We start from the raw sequence: 24,676 nt of genomic DNA, 5'->3' as shown, positions 1-24,676 counted from the left end.
CTTTTTTAGATAAAAAAATGCCGAGAACAGTTGTCTCGGCATCTTATCATTTTAATGTTTTAGTGAGAAAAGCGTTTCGCTTCTATCACATCAGGTAGCTGATTAAGTTTTGCCAAAATACGACCTAATACTTGGAGATTATAAATCTCAATATTCATGTCAATGGTCGCTATTTGTTGCTTCACATCACTACGGCTACTCACGCCAAGTACGTTTACTTTTTCATTCGCTAAGATAGTTGTAATATCACGTAATAATCCACTACGATCATTAGCGACAACACGAACGACTAATGAATAACCGCTGGAATAATTCTCCCCCCATACCGCATCAACAATACGTTCTGGTGCATGAGAGAGTAACTCGGCAAGTTGTTCACAGTCAGCACGGTGAATCGAAATACCTCGGCCTTTAGTAATAAAACCAACAATATTGTCACCCGGAATAGGTTGGCAACAGCGAGCAATATGGTGCATTAAATTACCAACCCCCTCAACGACAATACTACTCCCTGAGCCTGTGGTTCTTGGTGCTGGTGTTTTGCTCTCGAGTGTTCTCAGCGCTTCTTTATCTTCATCTTCCGCAGTGGCTTTATTTAATTTACTTTGAATAAAGTTCACTAACTGGTTAATTCTGATATCACCGACGCCAATACCAGCTAATACTTCATCAACACTATGCACGTTATAACGCGTAATCAGCAGTTTTTCTGCTTCTTTCATGTTGATATCCATATGTGCCAATTCGTTATCTAAAATCTGACGCCCCGCAAGGATATTTTTATCACGATCTTGCTTACGGAACCAATTGTGAATTTTCGCACGTCCACGGCTTGTAGTGACATAACCTAAGTTAGGATTTAACCAATCGCGACTTGGATTAGGATGTTTTTGTGTGATGATTTCAATTTGGTCGCCCATCTGTAATTGATAGCTAAATGGCACAATACGTCCGCCGATTTTCGCGCCAATACAGCGGTGCCCTACATCACTGTGAATATGATAAGCAAAATCAAGTGGTGTAGAGCCTGTAGGTAAATCAACCACATCACCTTTTGGTGTAAAGACATACACTCGATCATCAAAAACTTGGCTACGAACTTCATCCAACATTTCGCCAGAATCCGCCATCTCTTCTTGCCATGCAATCAGTTTACGTAACCATGCAATACGGTTTTCATAACTACCTGTACCGCCTTTCGTCGCAGCACCTGTTGCACCTTCTTTATATTTCCAGTGCGCAGCAACACCCAATTCTGCATCTTCATGCATTTGACGAGTACGTATTTGGATTTCAACTGTTTTACCTTCAGGTCCTAACACAACAGTATGGATTGATTGGTAACCATTAGGTTTTGGGTTTGCAACATAATCATCAAATTCATCAGGTAAATGACGAAAATGCGTATGCACAATTCCCAATGCGGCATAACAGTCTTGAAGACGTTCAACGACGATACGAACAGCCCTCACATCGAATAACTCATCAAATGCGAGGTTCTTTTTCTTCATTTTACGCCAAATACTGTAGATATGTTTGGGACGTCCATAGATGTCTACATCGACATTCTCTTCTTTCATATAACCACGTACGGTACTGACAAAATTATCAATATACTGTTCGCGATCGATACGACGCTCATGAAGCAAGCTTGCTATTTTTTTATATTCATCAGGATGAAGATAACGGAAACAAAAATCTTCTAATTCCCATTTTAATTGACCAATACCCAATCGGTTGGCTAATGGTGCATAAATATTAAAACACTCTTTGGCAGCCAGTACGCGCTCATCTTCTGTGGCATCTTTCACTTCACGTAAATGAGCAATACGCTCTGAAAGTTTGATGACTACACAACGGAAATCTTCCACCATGGATAACAACATACGACGTACATTATCCACCTGAACTGAACTTGTTTCATTGGTATGTGTCGCTTTTAATTGGCGTATGGCATCCATTTCCATAACACCGCGCACTAAGCTCCAAATGGCATCACCAAAATGTTCAGTAACGATTTCCTGATCAATAAGATTTTCTTCAGCAAGCGGGAAAAGGAGCGCCGCCCTCATGCTGTCTTTATCCATGCTTAGTGTCGAAAGAAGCTCAACCATTTCAACACCACGCCACAATAACAGTTCGGCATCTTCACGCCCTTGAACAGTACGATGGCAGTATTCCCAGGTTTGCATGATTTCACTACCTGCATTGACATGGGTTAAGTTCAAACTGTTGACCCATTTATCAACAGCAAACTCTCCTGCAGGTGTTAAGTGAGCACTTCTTACTGCAACCATATTCTCTCCCTACACGGTATAAATCTTATTTGCGACTTATTTACTGGCTAACTGTTTATTTTCGACTAAACAGTGCCATTGATTCCAGATGACCCGTTTGTGGAAACATATCCAACATTTTTAAACCGGTTAACTGATATCCAGAATCTAATAATATCTTACTATCTCTGGCTAACGTGGTCGGATTACAGGAGACATACACGATTTTTTCTGCGGATAACTTCACAATATGTGACATTACCTCCAAAGCACCGGCTCTTGCTGGATCTAACAACACTTTGTTAAATCCTTCTTTCGACCACGACATCGCAGAAAAATCAGCCGATAAATCTGCATGCCAAAAATGCGCATTACCTAATTGGTTTAGTTTTGCATTCTGTTTCGCCATTTCAACCAGTGCGGGCACACCTTCTATACCCACCACATCACTGACTCGTTTCGCGATAGGTAAGGTAAAATTTCCCATACCACAAAACAGATCTAACACGCGATCTTCTGGCGATAAATCAAGCCACTCAATGGCTTGAGCAACCATCTTAGGATTTATTTCATCATTCACTTGAATAAAATCAGTGGGTGCAAAGCGTAAATTAAGACCGTCTATTAGATAGAAGGGTTCCTTCTCAATTGAAGTTAATCGTGCTATCTCGCTATTATCACCTGCAAGATATATCGTAACTTGATGAGTTTGAGAGAAATCTCGCAAACTTTGTTTATCGTGCTCAGGCAATGGTGATAAATGACGTAAAATCACCAATGGTCCATTATCGGCAAGCACCATTTCAACATGCCCTAAATCACGCACTGACGTTAATTTTTTAAGGCATGTCCAAAGAGGCGTTAATAAATCATTTAGCTGTGGTTTTAACACTGGACATGTTTTTATCATGACCAAGTCATTAGAGCGCTCTTGACGAAAGCCCATTATCAAACCTTTTTCAGGTTGATAGCGTAATCCCAATCTTGCTCTACGACGATAACCATATTCAGCGCCTGCAATCACAGGCTCAGCTGAAATCACCACACCGGTTTCGCGTTTAATAAGATGTGATAACACACTCGCTTTTGTTGTTCGTTGCAATGTAATTGGTACATGTTGCTGCTGACAACCGCCACAACGCCCATAATATTCACAATGAGGAGCTATACGCTGTTCACTGGTTGTTAAGCGCTTAATAACTTCGCCTTTAGCAAATTGGCGCTTTTCTTCTGTTAAACGAATTCGAGCAGTTTCTTGTGGTAGTAATCCTTTTACAAAAATTGTTTTGCCCTCAGCATGAGCAATACCTTGACCATTTGCATCCAATGCACTGGCGGTCACTTCCAACGTTGCTACCTGTTTTTTCACAGGACGTTTTTTAGGGGAATAAAACTGCACCATAGTATTAAATTAAGTTTCAATGATGGATTAACAGTGAAATGACATCGTTTTAGAATACGCTGTATGTTTTTCAGCGTTACATGAATGACTATGCATTTCAAAAGAAAACATGGGAGGAGTATAACATCGAACAAGTTATTTACTTAACTGATATAAGCAATATTTTTATTAAAAATTGAGAAAACTTTTAATGATAACAACCTAAGACTCTCGTCTTATGGATTTTATATTGTTCTATAACTAACAAATATTATATATAACTTTTATATTGAATATATTTACAATTAACAACATCTATTTTTTGTTGTTTTAATAAATCTTCCTTATCACTAAGAAAAGCCTAAAAATTGTCATCAATCAATTAGATAGCATTTCTCTTAATGATTACAAATCAATCACAAACCATTAATTTTCTATATTCTTCATAAGCATAATGATCGGTCATTCCACTGATATAATCTTGAATTAATCTTGTGCGATAATAAAATTCTAAAATTTTTCCTCTTTCAGTATTTATATCATCTAGCTTTTCTAACATTTCGTTATAAGCCAGTTTATGTTTAACAGAAAGCTTATGATATAAACGAGTCTCAATGACATATTTAGAATGTTCGTTATATTTATGCAACCTTACAAAATCTTCAGTTGATAATAAAAGCAAGGGCTTATAGATATCGAGTAATCCACTGATCACGCGATATCCTTTCATTTCAAGCTCTTCAACTTCAGGATGGCTAAACACCCATTTTTTAGCGACACTTTTTAATGTTGTTAATAAACGATGCTCTGCACTATTCCCTTCCAATAGGGCATGGTTAAAACTTCCTTCATAAACTTGAGGAAGATTTTTTATAAATCGATGTGCCGTATAAGGAACTAACTTCCCTGTAATATAAACTCTCAAATACATAAAAAACTGATCTTGCATACTACGTTTGGCTTCATTTTGATCAACTTTTTTATAAGCCCGATTAACTGTTATATCGAATAAATCACCTTCAGTTACATCGCCATTTTCACGCCAAGCATCCCGTAAAAGGTGAACAAGACGGTTGATATCAAAAATCCCCTTTTCTACCGCATCATCTAAATCCGCAATGCAATACGAGATGTCGTCAGCAGCTTCCATAATATATGTGAGAGGAAAGCGACAAAATTCACCCATATCTAATTTTTCTTGTACTTCTTTTACGAAAGCTAATTCAGACCAGTAATACCCCGGTTTTTTCATTAAATAGCTATATTCTTTGGGAATTTCTCCTTGCCAATAAGCAGGACGAGTATATTTTAATACACAGCCAATTTGAGCATAGGTTAAATTCAATTTAAGAAGATGATGCGCCATTCGAATAGCTTGAGCATTACCTTCAAATTGGCATAAATCTTGGCGTAAAGTTTGTCGTAATTCATTTAATTGCACTTTAGCTGAATACTGCATTGGGATAAACGGACAACTATCGAATTCGGCTGTTGCCTCTGGTGATAATAATTTTTCAAACCAATGCTTAATTGCGGCTTCACCAAAATGTCCAAAGGGGGGATTACCAATATCGTGCATTAAGCACGCCATCTCGATTAAACTTTCAAGACTATCAATGCGATCAATTAAGCCATAAGCTTCAAGCTTATTTTGCTTTTTTAATTCACCGATGATTTGTTTAGCGATATAACGACCAATTTGCTGAACTTCAAGAGAGTGAGTAAGACGGCTACGGACTGCGGAATTTTGCTCTAAAGGGAAGACTTGCGTTTTTTGTTGTAAACGGCGAATAGCTGCTGAGTTAATAATACGTCCGCGATCACTTTCAAATTGACGAGAAACCTGTATTTCATCGTTAATATCGATATCACTGCTGTTATATTTGCGTTGATAATTTAACTTCAGCTTAAAATCGATCATTTCTGTCCTCTTTCTGGTTTCGATGAAACGAATTCTCTATTCTTTGTGTTATATCGTGTTTTTCCGATAGATGTTAAACTCTATTTAAATTTCTATTTATTATTAACCTACAAGTGAGTATGACACAATGAGAGTTGGCGTAATAGGTGCAATGGAGCAAGAAGTCACACTTCTGCGTGAGAAAATTGAAGACTGCCAAATCTTATCGCTTGGCGGTTGTGAAATTTATACAGGTACAATCAACGGTGTTGATGTTGCATTATTAAAGTCAGGTATTGGTAAAGTTGCAGCAGCAATTGGCACAACACTATTACTTGAGCATTTTCGTCCTGATGTCGTTATCAATACTGGCTCTGCGGGCGGCTTAGATTCAAGATTAAATGTCGGTGATATCGTTATTTCAACAGAAGTTCGTTATCACGATGCTGATGTGACTGCGTTTGGTTATGAACCTGGCCAAATGGCACAATGTCCTCCTGCTTTTATTGCAGATCCTAAACTTGTTAGCATCGCAGAGGAGTGTATTGAATCGCTAAAATTAAATGCTGTTCGTGGTTTAATTTGTAGCGGTGATGCCTTTATTAATGGTGCAGAGCCTTTAGCACGCATTCGCCGTACATTCCCAGATGTTGCTGCCGTAGAAATGGAATCAACCGCGATTGGCCATGTTTGCCATCAATTCGACACGCCATTTGTTGTGGTTCGTGCTATTTCTGATGTAGCCGATAAAGAATCGTATTTAAGTTTTGATGAGTTTTTATCTGTTGCCGCAGAACAATCGAGCTTAATGGTGACAGCGATGTTGGATAAATTAAAAGACTAATTAAGTCGAGATAATCCTAATATCGCTTTATCAATACCCCACCTTTATTTTTTACTTATTCTAAGATAAAAAACAGGGGGGTATTTTTACTATTGGAAAAGTAATGCGTTTATTTATCAATCTTGGATTATTGCTCTGTTCATTATTTTGGCTAAATTTTGCTATTGCTACTACGCCTGCTGATCGTGTTATTACGCTATCGCCGTCAGCCACCGAAATGGCTTATGCCGCAGGAATGGGAGATAATATTGTCGGAGTTAGTGCTTACTCTGATTATCCAAAGGCTGCTAAAAATATTGAACAAGTCGCTAATTGGCAGGGTATTAATATCGAGCGCATTCTATTATTAAAACCCGATTTAGTGATTGCATGGCAAGGCGGTAATCCACAGCGTCCATTAGATCAGTTAAAAGCTTTGGGTATTCCTATTATTTATTCTGATCCACAAAGTATTGAAGAAATTGCAGACGATCTTGTTACCCTTTCCAATTATAGCCATCATCCTGATATTGCAATAAAAAATGCCCAACAATTGCGTCAGCAATATCAAGTATTGCAGCAACAATATGCATCAAATATATCAAATCAACCCAAGAAAAAAGTGTTTATTCAATTTGGGATGCAACCGTTATTTACTACATCAAATAGTACATTACAGAGCCATATTACAGCGCTTTGTGGTGGGGAGAATATCTTTGCTAACAGCCCAGTAGTATGGCCCCAAGTAAGTCGTGAGCAAGTACTTACAAAGCGACCTGATTTGATTATATTCAGTGGTAAAGCAGATCAAATACCGACAATAAAAACATTTTGGCAACCCCAACTTACTGTTCCCGTTATTGCTATTGATGAAGACAGTTTTAGCCGCCCTTCACCACGTATTATTAATGCAGCACAGCAAATTTGTGAGGCGATAGCAACGAACAATTAGTAAAATTATTAATTACTCAATAGCCACTAATACACAGCCATTTAAACAACCGCATTGCACTTTATGTCCTTCTAACGCGACGGGGATATTGTTTATTTTCATCATAGTATCCCCCTCAATAATTTTGCCTTTTTGCTGACAATCAGGGCAATAGACTTCATCGCCTAAACAGGCAATTTCATGAGTTTGTTTTGCTAATAAAGAACCGCTTAATACGGTTCCTTTTGTATTGGTCGTATCATTTTTTAAAATGATCTTTCGTCCTTGAATTGTGCTACGCATTTTTTACCATATATTTTAAAATGAAAATTATTACTTAATTAAGGAAAGTAATTTTTTATAGTCTGGTTTTCCATCTCTATTTGAACTCTTTGTACCATCTGGGTAAGAATATATTGTACTTACACCTTCAGTTTTACGCTCTGCTGGATATTCAGAATAAACCACAATATTGGGGTGAATGATTGGTTTCCAAGTAATTTGCTGAGCATCACGAGATTTATAATAAAGATAAAGTTCTTCGCCATATAACCATAGACTAATATTTTTATCATTTTTAAAAGGTATATCAATCCAAGGAAAATAATCAAAGATAATATAAAAATCATCTTTTTTATTAATTGGTTTTTTTCCTACTCGTTGAGGCTGATTATTATCGAAAATAATAATAACTCCAGTTCCTACTACACCAGTAATATCTTTTGAAAAGTGATCATTAATCTTCAATGTCATCCTTAATGTGATATTACTTAATTGCCAATCACATTTTCCACCTCCTCTATAAGGGATTTCTGCACTATATAATGAACTATGACCTTCTTTTTCTAACAAAACCATTTCACTATTAAAACCAGAAACTGTATATGTAGGCACTTCATTATTATTATACGTTTTTCTGCAAAGGTTTGAACGATACATAACCTTCATTGGAGAAAGTTCAGCGATATTGGGTACATCAACTGTAATTTTTACTGTTCTACCATTTTCAGGAGGGGAGAATGTCCTGTCTATTCGGGGTGTTAATATATTACAGCCAGTTAAAAGTAACCCCATCACCGCGATAGATAAAAGAAATAGCTTATCGATAACGTATTTATTCATTATTCTATTGCCACTAATACACAACCCTTTAAGCAATCGCATTGCACTTTATGTCCTTCTAACGCGACAGGGATATTGTTTATTTTCATCATGGTATCCCCTTCAATAATTTTGCCTTTTTGCTGACAAGCGGGACAATAAACTTCATCACCAAGGCAAGCTGTTTCATGGAGTTGTTTTGCTAATAAAGAACCGCTTAATACGGTTCTTTTTGTATTGGTCGTATCATTTTTTAAAATGATTTTTCGTCCTTGAATTGTGCTACGCATTACTTATTTTCTTTTTATCTATTTCGGCTAAAGTACAGCTGACTTGTTGCTCAAAATCAGCGGGGAGTGGGTTTTTATTAAACCAAAATAACGGTTTTCTTCGACGATAATTAGTCTGGCTTATTGCATCTCGACCTTCTTTCATAAACGTATTAATAAAAGTCACAAAATGCTTATTTTCAGCCGTTCGACTAACCAAAAGACCAGTTGAGTATGAAATATTGGGTTTAAAATAGCCTTCTATTAATTTTCCTGTTTTTTTATCAAGGCAATAAAATTTTAAGAACATTAATGTGCCTGCATAACCAAATTCAGCATCACGATAACGTGTTACTAATAACTGTCGGGAATTCCAAACATAAAGAATTTGTCGTTTTCTATCCACTTTTAATACTACCCAAGGCATATAAAAAATAATTAGCCCCATTAATATCATTCCAATTAATGGCATAGAAAATAATGCAATCTCTTGATAAATTGCATTTTTTGTTCCTTGATAAAAATCACCAGAATAATACGCTTTTAGGTAATCCCAATAAGTGACTTTTTGGTTAAAATATGGCTTGTATGCATCATATATTTCTTTCCAACTATTGCTAACTACAGAATATTCTTTATCATAATCTTTCTCATATATTTTCACACTTTCTTCAAATCTTATTGTTCCATAATAAATTCGTTCACATTTATCATGTAATAAGTAAATAAAACTAAAAAAAAGTACAATAAAAATGGGAATAGCCATATTCTTGATAATATTTCTATTAGGAGAATCAATTTCACATTCATCTTCATTCAATTCATTTAAAAAATCAAAGTCTTTTAACTTAACACTTGAGTTATAATTATCATTATCTTCCTTAAAAAGATTCATTTCTATCTTATGAGGATTATTTGTACCACTAAATAAACTTGCCATTAATTTACCTTATCATTAACAAAACCAATTAATTCCTTGTTAAGTTCAAAATCTTTATATCTCCTTGGTGAGATAATATTTTTCCCTTCATCAACCTTATAATACCAATAAATTGATGGAATAGACTCTGTTGGATTATAAATATCTTGTTTATATTTAACATCAAAAGCAATAATAAAATTCCCATCTTTATCAAAGCAATTTTTTTCTATAGAACTAGCCACTGCTTTTTCTAGTGATCTTTTAAAAAGCTCATTATATTTTTTATTATTTGATAAGTAGTATCTTGTTGAATCAAAATCCATAAAGAAAGAAAGATCTTTATAATACTCCGACAAGTGATACTTTGCTGAATCATAGTCATCCGCATTAGAAACATAAATATTTTCAATTAATTTATATTCTATCTCAGAAATACCAAATTTAAAATTCGGCAATATAAATCTGTAAGATAAACTACGTTTATAATCATTATTATTAGAAACAACATTTTTTATTTCTATTTTAGGAGAGAAAAAAATATTATAAAATTCTTGTAATTCTATTTGAAAATAATGATGGTTTTTATCAAATTTATTTATATATTTTTTAAGTTGATTTCCAATTTTACTATCTCTTTCACTATTTTTATCTTTTTTACCATAAGCAATATATTGATTACCTTTACCCCAAAAACAATTTTGTAATAATTTCTCCAATGCTCCCCATTCATATTTTTTACTATAAATATAACTTCCAATGAGTCCTAATATCCCAATAATAATTAAAGGCCACCCAATAGGATTTAAAATAGCCAGAACTCCAGCTTCAGCACCTAAAGCCATTATACCTAAAGATAATGCCAGTGAGCTAAAAGCTTCTGTAACTTTAGCCCAAGCAAACCCATCATTACCTATTGTAAAAGCTGAATTAGATTCAAATAATGGAAGTGCAAAACCAAGAATTATTACAGCCCATGAAATTCCTTTTAAGGCCACCTTACTAAATCGAGCATTAACTTCAGGTAATGTCATTCTTTTTAAAAACATACTATATCTAGGATTAATAACAAGGCTTGCATATTTTTGTATAGTACTTTGAATATCAAAAATAGCTTGTATACTTGCAAATAAATGATATCCCATTTGCAATGAATATATACTTCGTGCTTGTAAAGCTAATGGATTATTTTTTTCAAATTCAGTTGGATATTTAGTTGTAGCAAGCCCAATAATTCCACTAACAAGCCAAAAAACATCTTTTGCAATAAGAGCTGTTGCACTTACATCATAAAAATTAAAATTTGAATTTTTATTTGACTTTGAATTCTTGTTTGTATTTAATTTTTCTGATATCCATTTAAAATTTGGCAAATTTATTACTACATTATTACCGGCACCTTTAATTCTTTCTTTCCAATTAAACATTTTATCCATTATTTTTTGATTGTTTATTGAAAATGAAGGTTGTTGTTTTAACTTGTTTATTAATTTATTAAATTGCTCCCCAGTCATTTCACTAAAATTAGTGTAACTTACATAAATACCAAAGTAGGATAAAATTGCAGGAAGGATCTTATTGGCTATTATATCTACTCCTTTTAAACTGCTCCCTCTTGAATGAGTAGAAATATTCTTTAATTTATTATGAGTATGTGTAAAAGCATAACCTAATGAATCCCAAAAAATAAAAATTGCAGATTTTACTACTGGAAGTATTTTTTCACTTAACTTCTCATTACTTTTATCTCTAACCTTATCTTGAGATAAGATATAAAATATCACTTTTGCAAAGCCTGCTAAAAAATCTTCTTCTTCCTTGAAAGAATATAATGAATCAAGTAATTCTTTTCCTGCTTTTGAACTATGTAATGGATGTAATAATGTAGAATGAAGTTCACAATAGCTAACAAGATCTCTTAAAAAATCACTATGCCAAACATTACTTTCTTCTAGTTGTTCTTTTATTAAAAAAACATGATCTACATAGTTTTGAATTCCACCTATTTTAGGTGCTATCATAGGACTCGTTAGAAATTCTTGATAGAGATTAACAATGTTTAATTGAATTTTTTGAAAATCCAAGTAACAATTTTCAATTTGTGCCGTATATTTATTTAAATCATCAAATTTTATACTTTTCTCAAGGATCTCTTTTAGCTCTTTCCCTGCATCAGGAGACATGCTTTTATTTTTTGTTTGTTCATCAAGTTTTTTAATAAATGTCCCTACTGTATTAGGATAACTCCAATGTCCTTGAAATAAAGTATAAATACCAGTAATAAAAAGATAAAATGATAATATATCTTTTTGATAACCAACAGGATCATAAAGAATTACTAAAGTAGCATTTTCATTTTCATCCAATGTTTTCTGAAGTTGATTAACAAGCTTCTTAGAATTTTGCGTAACACTTATATTTCCTGTTACTTCTGAAAAATACTCACCGGGTAGATCCCGTTTTATTTTCTTAGCTTCATCAATAAATGCTTCAAATTTTTTATCCTCATTTTTATAGTCCTCGATAAGTGCAGAAATATTATCTTCCGTTGGTTTAATACAATGATCATTTTTTTCTAATGCTATTAAATTAACGAATTGCATAAAAGATTTTCTGTATTTTTTATTTTTGATCATCTTTTTTAAAATATAAGGAGATAACTCTATATCACTAAATAAAAAAGATGCATTAATAACATCTTTTTTTATTGTCAAATAAGGGTATTGTTTTTTGTCTTCACTAATAGTTAACTCACCTGATTTTTCATCTATAAAAACAGTATTCTTAATAAATTTTTCTTCCGCTACTCCATTTTTTTTCGCAGATAAACCTTCAGAACTATCATCACCCTCATTATATAATTTTTCATTATAGGAATAGTTTATTTGATGTTCAAAAATGATTAAATTACCAATCTTATTATTTCTTGTTGGGAACGATCCCTCTTCAAAAATATAGATCCAGCCTTGTCGTAATAAACGAGCTGAAAACCCTCGATTCTCATCAACACTGCTTGCATTAAGTAATGTATCTATAGGTGGTGGTAATGTAGCTTTTGCGTTTTCATTACCATATAAATTCGAATAAGCATACCTTACTGGATACACTGCTCTATGAGCATCTTCACATGGGCATACAACTGCATCTGCTTGTAAATTACGAGGACTCATTTCATTTATTTTTTGAACAACATCAGCTGTATTAGTCGTTTTTTCAGTTTCTGTTGTAATTTTATTTTTTTCCGTCATGAGTTCACTCCTTGATTATTTGAACAATATGTATAACGATGATAGCTAAAAAGAACTTGATTATGTTTATAAGGCATTGCATATTCAGTCGCCTCTTTCCATTTTTGAAGATCATTGCGACTGATATAACGAGCCAATAAAGTGTATAAAATAGCTTGTGTCTGTGTGATATCTTCTAAAAAACTTTGATTAGCTAATTTTAGACAATAGTTATCTAATTCAATCACATTATTTTCATTAGCATCTGGCGAAAATTGAATAATTAACTGTTTTGCTTTTGTTATATTCTGTATTAATGTTAGATTTGAATAATATCTATACAACCTCTCATTAATAAATAATGATTCTCTTACCCCATCATCATTCAAATAGTGAGGATCAAATGTAATTTTAACACCATCAATATACTCTTTATTATAACCATAGAACGCATTGATACCACTAACAACATTAAGAAGTTGTCCTTCCTTTAATGATTCAATAAAAGGAATAAAATGTGTAACATCATAAAATCGGAAAAAATTCCACGTATTTAACTTTTGGTTATATAAATAAGTTAATTTTCTTAATTGACGATGTAATTCAAAAAATGGTTTAGTACTATTTAAAAATAATCCTAATGTTCCTTTATTTGGCATACACATATAGTCATCTAATAATTGTTGCCCTGCTTTATTAGATAAAATTTGTACTAGATAGGGTGCATTATCTTCTAAACTGGTTTGAGTCTCTCCTTGATAAAGAGGTTGCCAAGGCAAACAAGAGCCATATAACATAGGAATGAGTGATCGCCCTGTTTGACGCAGATATTCTCCGCTATCAATCACTAAATATAATGTACAACCATTAATAAACTCAGGAGAACCTGACTGATAATAAATATCGCCTTTTTCCGAAGGAAGTGGATTTGTTAGGTTTTTTTCATCAATAAGAATAGCATTTATGTGTTCACTATTTTGTTTACGTAATTGACGAATTAAAGGCAATTCAAGTTTATTGCTTCTTTTAATAAACGTTATTGCAGGAACAATATCATCATATATTGCGGCACTGTACTGATTTTTATATTGGCTAAAATAATGGCGCATTTCATTAATAGCTTGATCTTCATTTTCCCCTAATAATGTCATATAACCACAGAACTTTTCACCCTCTCTAGTATAGTGGCATTGCGCTACCCAATAATTTTGATAGATTTCATTTATTGTCGAAGTCATTATGGCGTATCCTGCTTTAACGCTTTTGCTCGACAATCTTCCGATAACGGAAGCCCTTCATTTACAGCAGCTTCCAATGAAGGTACAACTTCCGGAGCTCCGCCTACAATAGAAACATTCCCTCTTAGTGTAATATTTCCAGTAATAGTGACACCTTGAGCATCCAGTTGAATGCTTCCTGATTTCCCTTTAATTATCATCGTTTCACTGGCTTGTAGAGTATGTACTTTGGTATGAGAATGAATACCACCAGCAACTGTCAATTTATAATCATTTTGTATATCACATTGTTTATTTTCACCTACTTCTTGAAAATGACTGGCATGGATCACTTCTTTCCAATGATTATCAATCCGAGTAATGCGATCTTTACCAATTTGCTCGAATTGATTGACACCCACGTTAAGGGTTTGCTCATTAACTATACGAATAAATTCATCATGACAAACCTCATGTTTGCGATCATTTGCAACTTCATGAGATTCATTTTTACCAATATATTGAAATTTATTATGGTTAATATGCGTATTTTGATCCCTCTGCGCATGTAAATACACTTCTTCACGTCCTCCGGCGTCCTCAAATCGCAGTTCATTAAATCCTGTGCCTTTATGCGTCTTAGTGCGAAATGTGGTTCGGGTTTTTTCTTTGGGTAAATCAAGCGGAGGAGCATTACGACCGTTATAGGTGCAACCGGTGATAATTGGTCTATCAATATCGCCATTTAAATAAGACACAATCACCTCTTGCCCAATGCGAGGGATCGCCATAAATCCGAAGCCATCACCATTCCAACCCTGTGCCACTCGCAACCAACATGAACCACTATGATCAGGCTTTCCGCGTCTATCCCAATGAAAATAAACTTTTACCGCACCTTGTTCATCGGTATAAATCTCTTCGCCTTCAGGTCCTACTACGGTCGCTAACTCGTCACCATCTGCCAGCGGTTTATAATGAAAAGGTGGACGCCATTCTTGTGTGCCAGGAATAAATGTCACGTGATTGCTTAACTGGGTGCCTTCACCGGCCCCGTTATCCGCAGAGGGCTGTACACCGTGATGCGAAACGCTGATCACCTGCCAACGCGAATTCATACGCGCACTTGGGTGATGGGTTAAGGTAAATACTTTGCCCGGCATTAACGCAAAACAGTTAGTGCTTGCTGAGCCTGTTTGACGATAATTTTGCGATTGTTCATAGCGCAGTTGATTCAAAGGTTGAGCATGGGCATCTTCTTGAAAACGTCCATAGCTCTCAAAAACAGGATGTTGTTGATGAACGTCACCCGTTGTTTCTTGTGATAACGGGTAAGAAGGACGCATAGGGTTATAATCTTTATCGATGCGCACATCACTGCATAAACGTTCGGTATAGCGCCATGTGGTCGCTGTGGTATCCGTAATATCCGTTTCAGCTTGTGGGTTATACGTCAGCGTGATCCCCGCCGTCATCCCTAAATGATTGTCGCTATAAAACAGTTTTGGCCCTTCTTCAAACCAAAAATTGATCCCCTCTTCAAACGCTAAACGACACCAGAATGCATAAGCAGACTCGCGCTTTTGAGTGATATAGCGACGAGTTTGATGCAGTTCAGGTTGATAGAATTGCTTGTCATATTTGATATGTGCTTCATCTAGCAATTGCTGAAGAATTTGTGGCACCGTTTTATTCTGGAAAATACGGCTATCTTGGTTCAGCGTCATCACCCACATTTCTGGGCGAATAACAAATTGATACCACGTTTTAACGCCGTCTGTGTTGCCTTGTTCGGCACTCGCCAGTAAGCCTTGAACCGTGCGGATTGTTTTACCGTCACGACTGACGGTTAACGATGAAGCCACGCCTAATTGGTTGGCAAAATCAATATCACGTTGCTCGCTCACCGCGTGTATCGAAAGCGTGAAAAGTTCTGATAATCCTTCGTTTAAATCAAACTGAGTGACTTGAAAAGTGCTTTTAGGTAAATCGCCAATTTGGCAAGTAAACACTAATCCGGTATGAAGTAATCCCTTTCCTAGGGTGTCGAGTAATTCGCTGTATTTTTTAATGCGAGCGTGTTGTTCAGAAAATGTCATCCCTATTTCAAAAGGTTGTGATGATGTGGGATCATCTAATACCAAACGGGGTTTAGGAGGGTTGTTAGCGTCATTCGTTGACATAAAAGCTCCGATTTAAATGTGACAAACACGCAATAAAAAGACAAAAAATGCAGAGAACAATGGGCCCATGACAGAGCCCATAAATAAAGTGTGAAGAATTAACCTTCGAGTGGTGCACGCCAGTCGTCAGAGCCTGATGTCCCTGCAACCGTGTGTTCCCAATCAATTTTGCGATAAGAAAGAGACACTTCGATCAGTTGAGTAAAGTCAGATTTAGTCGGATCTTGGCAGTGTGGCATTTGGCAATCGATATTCACGATAGTCGCATCGGTTAACGTGGTGGTGAAGAAATGCTCTTGCTTCCCTTCAACCGAGGTGCGATACCATTTTAAGGTGATTTTTGGCAACATTTCGCCCGAAGCTAATGCGTTATACAGCAGAGGAACCGCTTTGTTTAACGCCACCGTAAAACGAAAAGGTTTATGCGCACGTTGACCTGAAGGCTGACCTGATTGCGGATCAGTTGGCACAGTCACTACATGAGAGAATGCTTGCACCAGCATTTCATCTTCATGACCTTGAACATAAATATTTCCTACTGATTCAGCCGTAAATGCGCCCGCAGTAATATTGCCTTGGGTTTTTCCTTCAATGGAGATATAGCAGGGAGTTGGCATGGCAAGTCCTTAATTAACTATCAGTTATTGTTTCTCAACAAAACGATTATTGTTGATGTCCTTTTCAAAAAATCAGCCAGTGCACACTGCGATTTGATTAGAGTAGCTTAAGTAATTTTAAGGGGAAGTAAAGGGAGTGACGGAAAAGAAGGACGTTGTATCCTCGTAGGATAAGTGACTTAGCGTAAAATAATTGTTCATACGGTATTTACTGCTTTCGTTTCTTAAAATAAGTGTATTTATTTACATGATCAACTTTCGTAAATGTCCGAAATCTCGCTAAAACCAGTCAGTTCTAATGTACATGAATTTTTAATATGTAACAAAATGTGTATTTTGTTTCAAATTGTAACATCATTGATTTATAAGGAGAAAACAACCCTATTTTCAAAATAATAAGTAAACTACGATTTTTATTCTCACAGTACAAAAAATACGCACCTAAAATTTCGCATATCACAGCCGATCCATTTAAATAGAGACAGAAATATCACTCACAGAGTGATTTTATGAAATAAGCTCAGAAAGAATAAATAACGAAGAATAAAGAAGAAAAGAGAAGAGAAGAGAAAAAAAGAGAAGAAAAAAAGAAGAAAAAAAGAAAAGAGTAACCAATAAACTCTCACAAACAAAAGTCGTGAGCGAGCAAGCAGTGCAACAAGGCAGACAGCGCACAGTAAGCGGAGCATACATTAGTATGTGAGCATTACGAGCACTGCTCTAACGCCGTGGCACTACTGCACAGCCACGACGCCAAAGAATAAAAACAGCGTAAAGCATTACGAGTGTTGCTATAACGCCACAGCACTACTGCACAGCCACGACGCCAAAGAATATAAACAGCGTAAAGCATTACGAGCATTGCTATAACGCCACAGCACTACTGCACAGCCACGACGCCAAAGAAGGATCAAATACTAAAGGAAGAGCCGCAACCACACGTACTCTTAGCATTAGGATTCGTCACAATAAAACGCGAACCCTCTAACCCCTCGGTATAATCCACACAACCGCCCACTAAATACTGCAAGCTCATCGGATCAACCACTAAAGCAACACCTTGTTTTTCTATGGTCATATCGCCGTCATTCATGGCATCATCAAAGGTAAAACCATACTGGAATCCGCTACAACCGCCACCCGTGATATAAACACGTAAACGCAGATTTGGATTTTCTTCATCTGCAATCAGATCTTTTACTTTATTTGCAGCCGCGTCAGTAAATTGTAACGGCAGAGCCATATCATCACTCATTGTTCACTCCAGACTGGGTATTCCAGCAAAAAAACAGCCAGCAAAAATTTATCTTTCTTGCTGATATAATGTGATGATTATCTAATACCTGCTCATAACCTTCAAGTTTGTTGTGGACAAAATACACTTTTTGCTACCTATCACTTTTTACGATAAACCACGTATCCACAATAACAGTGATAAATCAAAATCTTGTTGCCGTGTATTTGGCTTCATCTGCGCAGTGCTTTAGAATACGCCTTAATCTTACGCTCACCCATCATTAGGAGTTTGACATGAGCAAGTCTGAAACGCTTTATAATCTCGCACAACAAGTGATCCCCGGCGGTGTCAACTCACCTGTTAGAGCATTTAACGGTGTCGGTGGAACCCCGCTTTTTATTGAACGTGCTAATGGTGCGTATATTTATGATGTCGATGGACGTGCTTACCTTGACTATGTCGGCTCTTGGGGCCCAATGGTTTTAGGCCACAACCACCCTTCTATTCGTCATGCCGTCACTGACGCGGTACAAAAAGGCCTCAGCTTTGGCGCACCAACAGCAGCCGAAGTTGAAATGGCAAATCTCGTCACAGAACTCGTGCCGTCAATGGATATGGTTCGTATGGTGAACTCAGGCACAGAAGCGACAATGAGCGCGATTCGCCTTGCTCGTGGTTACACGGGTCGTGACAAAATTATTAAATTTGAAGGTTGCTACCACGGCCATGCAGACTGCTTATTAGTCAAAGCGGGTTCGGGTGCATTAACCATGGGACAACCCAATTCACCGGGTGTGCCTGCTGATTTTGTCAAACACACCTTAACCTGTACTTACAACGATTTAAATTCTGTACGCCAAACCTTTGAAAATTATCCTGAAGAAGTCGCTTGTATCATCGTTGAACCTGTTGCGGGTAACATGAACTGCGTACCGCCAAAAGCAGATTTCTTACCGGGTTTACGTGCGTTATGTGATGAATTTGGTGCACTACTGATTATTGATGAAGTAATGACTGGTTTTCGTGTTGCATTAGGTGGCGCACAAGCTTATTACGATGTTGATCCTGACTTAACATGCTTAGGTAAAATCATCGGTGGCGGTATGCCAGTCGGTGCATTTGGCGGACATATGGAAGTGATGTCTAAACTCGCGCCAATCGGCCCTGTTTATCAAGCAGGTACGCTATCTGGTAACCCAATTGCAATGGCGGCAGGTCTAGCGTGTTTACACGAGGTCTCACAACCGGGTGTTCATCAAACATTAAATGAGCTAACAACAATGCTGGCTGATGGCTTACTTGAAAAAGCACAACAAGCCGGAATTCCAATGGTTATCAACCATGTTGGTGGTATGTTTGGTCTGTTCTTTACCGATGCAAAAGAAGTCACTTGCTACCAAGATGTCATGAACTGTGATGTTGAACGCTTTAAGCAATTCTTCCATTTAATGCTAGAAAAACGCGTCTACCTTGCGCCTTCTGCATTTGAAGCGGGCTTTATGTCTATCGCGCATACCAAAGAAGATATCCAACGTACGATTGATGCAGCAGAGTATGCATTTATGCAGATGAAAGGCTAGTTATCCCTGTTCGGAAATCAACAAAAAACGGCACTTATGTGCCGTTTTTATTTTAGCTAATCGGCGTGATTACCTACTCAGAAAACAGATCTTGTAACCACTTTGGTGCGCCGCTTTCATCGGTATCTTGCTGAATAGGTGTGCATAATCCATCTGGGTTTGCTGTCCATACAGGTAATGTACGCACACCGCCACCATAACAAGCAAAGTTGCCTTGGGCATCAACAGACATCTCTGCAATATCTTCTGGCACTGGTGGATTTAATTTCAGCGGTGCTTGATTCTCTAAATAATTACGATACAGCAACAATGCCCCTGTTGAACCCGTTAAGTTTGTTGGACCATTATTGTCACGCCCCATCCATGCAATGGTGACTTCTTTACCATCAATTCCCGCAAACCAGCTATCACGTAAATCGTTAGTCGTACCAGTTTTACCGGCAAGGTTGTAATTACCAAATTTTGGTTTTAATACACGCCATGCTGTCCCTGAATTAACCACTTGTTGCATACCAAATAACGTCATATAAGCGGCTTGAGGCGAAACAGTCGTTTCAGCTTGAGGATAACTTTGATAAAGCACAGTACCATCTTGAGTAATAACCGAACGCAATGACGATATTTTTGCTCTGTTACCTAAACTACCAATCGTTTGAAATGTTTGAGCAACTTCCATGGGTGTTAAGTTTAACGCCCCAAGAAGCATTGCTGGTACTTTTTCCAGATTCTCCGCAGGTGCTCCCAAGTTAATCCATGTTTTGATCACTTGGTCTAACCCCACTTCTAAACCAAGATTCACAGTGGGTATATTGCGCGATGTTGCTAACGCATCCACCAGCATTAACTTGCCTTTATAACCACGATCGTAGTTACGAGGTTGCCAAGGTTTTCCCCCAGGAATAGGCACAGAAATAGGTTCATCTGCAAGCCATGTATTTAAGCGGAAACGTTCTGGTTCACTTAATGCCGTTAAGTAGGTAGCCGGTTTTGCTAAAGAGCCGATTGAACGACGGGCTGATAATGCACGGTTAAAACCTGCATATTGTGGTTGTGAGCCCCCCACTAAGGCACGAACTTCACCACTTAAGCGATCCACAACAACCATCGCCCCTTCAAGATCGTCAATTTTACGAACTTTACGTATATCCGCGACACCCACTTCAACGGCTTTTTCAGCCGCATCTTGCGATACAGGATCTAATGTAGTGAAAATTTTTGTACCTGATAAATCATTTACTTTATCGCCTAAAGTTGTTTGTAGCTCTTGGCGAACCAATTGCATAAATGCAGGTTGCGGTGTTAGTGCTTCACTGCGTGGCTTCACACCTAAAGGACGTGCGCTAAGTACATTGTAAAGCTCTTGGTCGATGATCTCTTGAGTTTGCAGTAACTTTAACACCACATTACGGCGTTCAAGTGCAGATTTAGGATTACGCCATGGGTTATAAGCCGAAGCTCCTTTTACCATTCCAACTAGAAGCGCTTGCTGATCAAGACTTAATTCATCAACAGGACGGCCAAAATAGTAGAGGCTCGCTAAAGGAAAACCACGAATTTGCTCATCACCACTTTGTCCTAAAAAAACTTCATTAAGATACAGCTCTAGAATGCGATCTTTGCTATAACTTGCATCCATAATGATCGCCATATAGGCTTCATTCAGCTTTCTTTTTAACGTTCTTTCATTTGTTAGGAATAAGTTTTTGACTAACTGTTGCGTGAGTGTACTCCCGCCTTGAACCGCTTTACCCGCGGTAAAGTTTGCCAATACTGCACGCCCAATAGAATAAAGGCTGATCCCGTCATGCTCATAGAAGCGACGATCTTCTGTTGCAATTAATGTATCCACTAATAATTGTGGGAATTTATCTCTCGCCAAGAACAAACGTTGTTCACCATTGGCAGATTGCATCATGGTAATTAATTTAGGATCAAGACGGAAAAAACCAAACTGACGCTGATTTCCCATATTTGTGATGCTAACGAGAGAATTTTGCTCAAAAGACAACTTAGCCAAAATTTGCTCTTCACGGCCATCTGGAAAATCAAAAGGTCGGCGCAACATCTCAATCGTGTTGCCTCTTACCACAAATTCACCGGGACGTGTGATTTTGTTGACATTACGATATTGCATGCCTTCAAGTAAGCTCACCATCTCTTTTTGGCTATAATTCATGCCCGGCTCTAAGTTAACGGTGCGTCCGTAAACAGCAGCAGGCAATTCCCAAACATTGCCATCAAGGCGCTCTTTGATTTGAGAATGTAAATAAACACCATAAATGCCCATTAAAACCGCAACTACAACCGCAATTTTGACAAATAACCAAAACCAAAAACGACCTCTTTTGGCTTGTTTTGCTGGTCTTTTCTTTCTACTCATGAACTGTATCTCTCATTAAAACCCCTTTATCACGGGATAAAGAAGCCTAACATTGTCGCTATTTTTCTGTGTGATCACACAAGAAAGCTCTCAAATATAAATAACACTAGGTTAAAACTTGCATTTATTTATTGGCTATATTTTTTTACTCGCCGTGTAGGTGCAGTATTAGCGGGTGAATCAGGCCACAAATGTTTTGGATAACGCCCTTTCATCTCTTTTTGTACCTCTTTATAACTTCCAACCCAAAACGTTGCTAAGTCTTGTGTTTTTTGAATAGGCCGATGAGCAGGTGATAATAACTCCATTACAACAGGTAATTGACCATTTGCTACAATAGGGCTTTGTTTCTCACCATAAACTTCTTGAATGCGGATCGCGATCACCGGTGGTAACTCTAGATCATATTGGATAACCACTTTTGTACCTGTTGGTGCTAAATAGTGCGTTGGAAATAAACTTTGTAGCAACTGATTTTCATGCCACGTTAATTGGTTTTTAATAATTGTATTAATATCAATTTGTTGCAATGCTTTTAATGTTTGAATTTCACCCAACTCAGGCAACAACCATGTATCTAAAGTTTCAAGTAATACAGATCCACCAAAATCAGGTAATAAGGCTTCTGGACACCATTTTTTCGCTAAAGAAAGCCGTATAAAAAACTGATTAGTCTCTTCACTAAGGGCTAATGCATTTAAGCCGTTATCTCTCAACCAGTTCAATAATGCTTGTTGCATTTGTTGTTTATTGGGTTTGTCTAATTGACGCTGACTTAAGGTTAGTCGCCCTAATTGGCGTTGTTGCCAAGCAATTAACGTACCGCGTTTTTCATCCCATTCAACCGTGGTATTTTCTTCAATAAGTTCAGAAAAGGTCGTTGATATTTCATCAATATCAATAGGCAGCGCTAATAAAATGCGCGCATCAGCATAATGTGTATTTTGAAGTAACAACGGCGCTAAAATCCAAGGTGCACCACTTATTGCTTGAGTGTCGTCCATCATTGCCCCCTGCCCATTGGCTAAACGAAAACGGCCTTGATTATCACGATTTTTAGCAATTCTATCAGGAAACCCGACAGCTAATAATGAACCTAATAATTCCGGACAAAAAGTCCCTTTTCGATGTTGAGAAAGTTGCTTTTCACGTCGTGTCCAGAAAGTATTTTTTTGTTGAGCAATCCACTCTAAATTAATTTCTTGCCCTCGTGGTGGTTCTTCTAGGATTGCACATAATCGAGAAGCCGTAGCAAGATGATTGTCACTTTGTTCACTAGCATAATCTAATATTGCCGCGAGTCGAGGCTCTATTCCCCATTGCGCCATACGCAAACCACGTGGTGTTAGCCCATCTTGTTTATCAATAGCGCCTAAACGACACAATAAATCTTTAGCTGCATTCAATGCTTGTGACGAAGGTATATCTAGCCAGTTTAACTGGTTAATATCGCGACATCCCCATTGCAATACGGAAAGCCATAATGAGGATAAATCGCTACTTAAAATTTCTGGTACTTGATGAGAGGCAATTCGTTGTGATTGTTCTTGACTCATTAAATGCCAGCAAATTCCAGCCTCAAGGCGACCCGCACGCCCAGCTCTTTGTGTTTGTGATGATTGACTAATTCTCTGGCGTAGCAAACTGGTGATACCGCTTTTTAAATCAAACTGAGCGCGTTTCTCAATTGTACTATCCAATACAAGGCGGATACCTTCAATTGTTAAGCTGGTTTCTGCGATATTGGTCGCAAGTACCACTTTTCGATAACCTTGCTCTGTTGGTTCTATCGCCTTTTGTTGTTCAGCTAATGAAAGAGCGCCATACAGTGGGAACAGCAATACTGAATTGTCTACTTTATCTTTTAGTATTTCAGTTACACGCATAATCTCTGCACTACCCGGCAAGAATATCAGCATGGAGCCTGTTTCTTGTGCCAGTAATCGCAAAGCCATGGTGGCAATTTCTTGTTCAAAGGGTTGATGCGTATTGATAGGAAAATAGCATCGTTCTACGGGATAACTGCGCCCTTGAGCGCTGATCATGGGCGCCTCAGGTAATAATGTTGTGAGTTTTTGATTATCTAATGTTGCTGACATAATCAAAACACGCAAATCATCACGTAATCCCATTTGGACATCGAGTAATAGAGCCAGCGCTAAATCAGCCTGTAAACTGCGTTCATGAAATTCATCTAATATCACAAGACTGATGCCTGTCAGTTCTGGATCTTGCTGTAACATACGGTTTAATACACCTTCTGTTACCACTTCAAGTAAAGTGTGCTGGCTCACCTTGCTTTCTGCTTTCATACGATAACCTACCGTATGACCCACTTCTTCATTAAGCTGACTAGCTAAACGATAAGCAATGCTTTTAGCGGCAATTCGTCTCGGCTCTAATAAAATTATTTTGCCATCAAAAAGGTTTTGCTGAAGTAAATAGAGGGGAAGCGCTGTTGATTTACCTGCACCTGTTGGCGCATGAAGTAAGACTTGTGGGGATTGTTTTAACGCAGTAACGATATTTTCCGTTACCTCAAAGATTGGCAATAAATGCACACAGGCTCCATGACTCATTAACTTTCTCGGCTTGCCATTGTAGCATTAGCGCTTTATTAAAGATCGTATTTTCA

17 protein-coding genes and 1 pseudogene are annotated in these 24,676 nt (G+C 37.2%); 3 read left to right on the top strand and 15 right to left on the bottom strand.

Annotated features, from left to right (window positions below):
* Positions 1-59: 59 nt before the first annotated feature.
* The 3 genes from relA to dgt all read right to left on the bottom strand — a co-directional run bounded on the left by relA (position 60) and on the right by dgt (position 5,578).
* Positions 60-2,297, bottom strand: coding sequence for a GTP diphosphokinase (gene relA, locus GTH24_RS04090; RefSeq protein ID WP_072070735.1), 2,238 nt, complete (start codon positions 2,295-2,297; stop codon positions 60-62).
* A gap of 55 nt (positions 2,298-2,352) precedes the next feature.
* On the bottom strand, positions 2,353-3,678 hold the full coding sequence (gene rlmD, locus GTH24_RS04085) for a 23S rRNA (uracil(1939)-C(5))-methyltransferase RlmD (protein ID WP_164525988.1): 1,326 nt from the start codon (positions 3,676-3,678) through the stop codon (positions 2,353-2,355).
* 391 nt (positions 3,679-4,069) lie between these two features.
* Positions 4,070-5,578, bottom strand: a complete 1,509-nt coding sequence (dgt, locus tag GTH24_RS04080) for a dGTPase (protein WP_072070737.1) — start codon at positions 5,576-5,578, stop codon at positions 4,070-4,072.
* Positions 5,579-5,705: 127 nt separating this feature from the next.
* Between dgt and mtnN the strand changes: the two genes are divergently transcribed.
* A complete protein-coding gene (gene mtnN, locus GTH24_RS04075) occupies positions 5,706-6,401 on the top strand; it encodes a 5'-methylthioadenosine/S-adenosylhomocysteine nucleosidase (RefSeq protein WP_164525987.1) in 696 nt (231 codons plus the stop codon).
* Between the two features lie 103 nt (positions 6,402-6,504).
* Complete coding sequence (btuF, locus tag GTH24_RS04070; RefSeq protein ID WP_072070739.1) at positions 6,505-7,332, top strand: vitamin B12 ABC transporter substrate-binding protein BtuF; 828 nt, start codon at positions 6,505-6,507, stop codon at positions 7,330-7,332.
* Between the two features lie 12 nt (positions 7,333-7,344).
* On the opposite strand, the gene GTH24_RS04065 is transcribed toward btuF, so the two are convergent.
* The 10 genes from GTH24_RS04065 to erpA form a co-directional block, all read right to left on the bottom strand.
* Positions 7,345-7,614 carry a PAAR domain-containing protein gene (locus tag GTH24_RS04065; RefSeq protein WP_072070740.1) on the bottom strand — a complete coding sequence of 90 codons (270 nt, stop codon included), beginning with the start codon at positions 7,612-7,614 and terminating at the stop codon, positions 7,345-7,347.
* Positions 7,615-7,644: 30 nt separating this feature from the next.
* Positions 7,645-8,433 carry a hypothetical protein gene (locus tag GTH24_RS04060; RefSeq protein ID WP_072070741.1) on the bottom strand — a complete coding sequence of 263 codons (789 nt, stop codon included), beginning with the start codon at positions 8,431-8,433 and terminating at the stop codon, positions 7,645-7,647.
* Positions 8,433-8,702, bottom strand: a complete 270-nt coding sequence (locus tag GTH24_RS04055; protein WP_164525986.1) for a PAAR domain-containing protein — start codon at positions 8,700-8,702, stop codon at positions 8,433-8,435. The genes GTH24_RS04060 and GTH24_RS04055 overlap by 1 nt, the downstream gene beginning before the upstream one ends.
* Entirely contained in the window at positions 8,695-9,621 is a 927-nt protein-coding gene (locus GTH24_RS04050; protein ID WP_072070743.1) for a hypothetical protein, read from the bottom strand. Before GTH24_RS04050 ends, GTH24_RS04055 begins: the two co-directional genes overlap by 8 nt.
* On the bottom strand, positions 9,621-12,848 hold the full coding sequence (locus GTH24_RS04045) for a toxin VasX (protein ID WP_164525985.1): 3,228 nt from the start codon (positions 12,846-12,848) through the stop codon (positions 9,621-9,623). Before GTH24_RS04045 ends, GTH24_RS04050 begins: the two co-directional genes overlap by 1 nt.
* A complete protein-coding gene (locus tag GTH24_RS04040; RefSeq protein ID WP_072070746.1) occupies positions 12,845-14,065 on the bottom strand; it encodes a DUF4123 domain-containing protein in 1,221 nt (406 codons plus the stop codon). Before GTH24_RS04040 ends, GTH24_RS04045 begins: the two co-directional genes overlap by 4 nt.
* Positions 14,065-16,227 carry a type VI secretion system Vgr family protein gene (locus GTH24_RS04035; protein ID WP_164525984.1) on the bottom strand — a complete coding sequence of 721 codons (2,163 nt, stop codon included), beginning with the start codon at positions 16,225-16,227 and terminating at the stop codon, positions 14,065-14,067. The genes GTH24_RS04040 and GTH24_RS04035 overlap by 1 nt, the downstream gene beginning before the upstream one ends.
* Before the next feature lie 98 nt (positions 16,228-16,325).
* A complete protein-coding gene (locus GTH24_RS04030) occupies positions 16,326-16,844 on the bottom strand; it encodes an Hcp family type VI secretion system effector (protein WP_036933014.1) in 519 nt (172 codons plus the stop codon).
* A gap of 706 nt (positions 16,845-17,550) precedes the next feature.
* Positions 17,551-17,706, bottom strand: a complete 156-nt coding sequence (locus GTH24_RS04025) for a hypothetical protein (RefSeq protein ID WP_164525983.1) — start codon at positions 17,704-17,706, stop codon at positions 17,551-17,553.
* A gap of 48 nt (positions 17,707-17,754) precedes the next feature.
* Positions 17,755-18,099, bottom strand: coding sequence for an iron-sulfur cluster insertion protein ErpA (erpA, locus tag GTH24_RS04020; protein ID WP_064719135.1), 345 nt, complete (start codon positions 18,097-18,099; stop codon positions 17,755-17,757).
* Between the two features lie 275 nt (positions 18,100-18,374).
* On the opposite strand from erpA, the gene hemL reads away from it, so the two are divergent.
* Positions 18,375-19,661, top strand: a complete 1,287-nt coding sequence (gene hemL / locus GTH24_RS04015; RefSeq protein WP_164525982.1) for a glutamate-1-semialdehyde 2,1-aminomutase — start codon at positions 18,375-18,377, stop codon at positions 19,659-19,661.
* 73 nt (positions 19,662-19,734) lie between these two features.
* Here the strand turns inward: hemL and mrcB are convergent.
* A pseudogene (gene mrcB, locus GTH24_RS04010) lies at positions 19,735-22,053 on the bottom strand (bifunctional glycosyl transferase/transpeptidase); the annotation flags it as partial.
* A gap of 116 nt (positions 22,054-22,169) precedes the next feature.
* Complete coding sequence (gene hrpB / locus GTH24_RS04005; protein WP_164525981.1) at positions 22,170-24,602, bottom strand: ATP-dependent helicase HrpB; 2,433 nt, start codon at positions 24,600-24,602, stop codon at positions 22,170-22,172.
* Between the last annotated feature and the right edge of the window lie 74 nt (positions 24,603-24,676).

Source organism: Proteus vulgaris, from assembly GCF_011045815.1.
GTDB lineage: Bacteria > Pseudomonadota > Gammaproteobacteria > Enterobacterales > Enterobacteriaceae > Proteus > Proteus vulgaris_B.
This window is presented reverse-complemented; position numbering and strand designations above follow the sequence as displayed.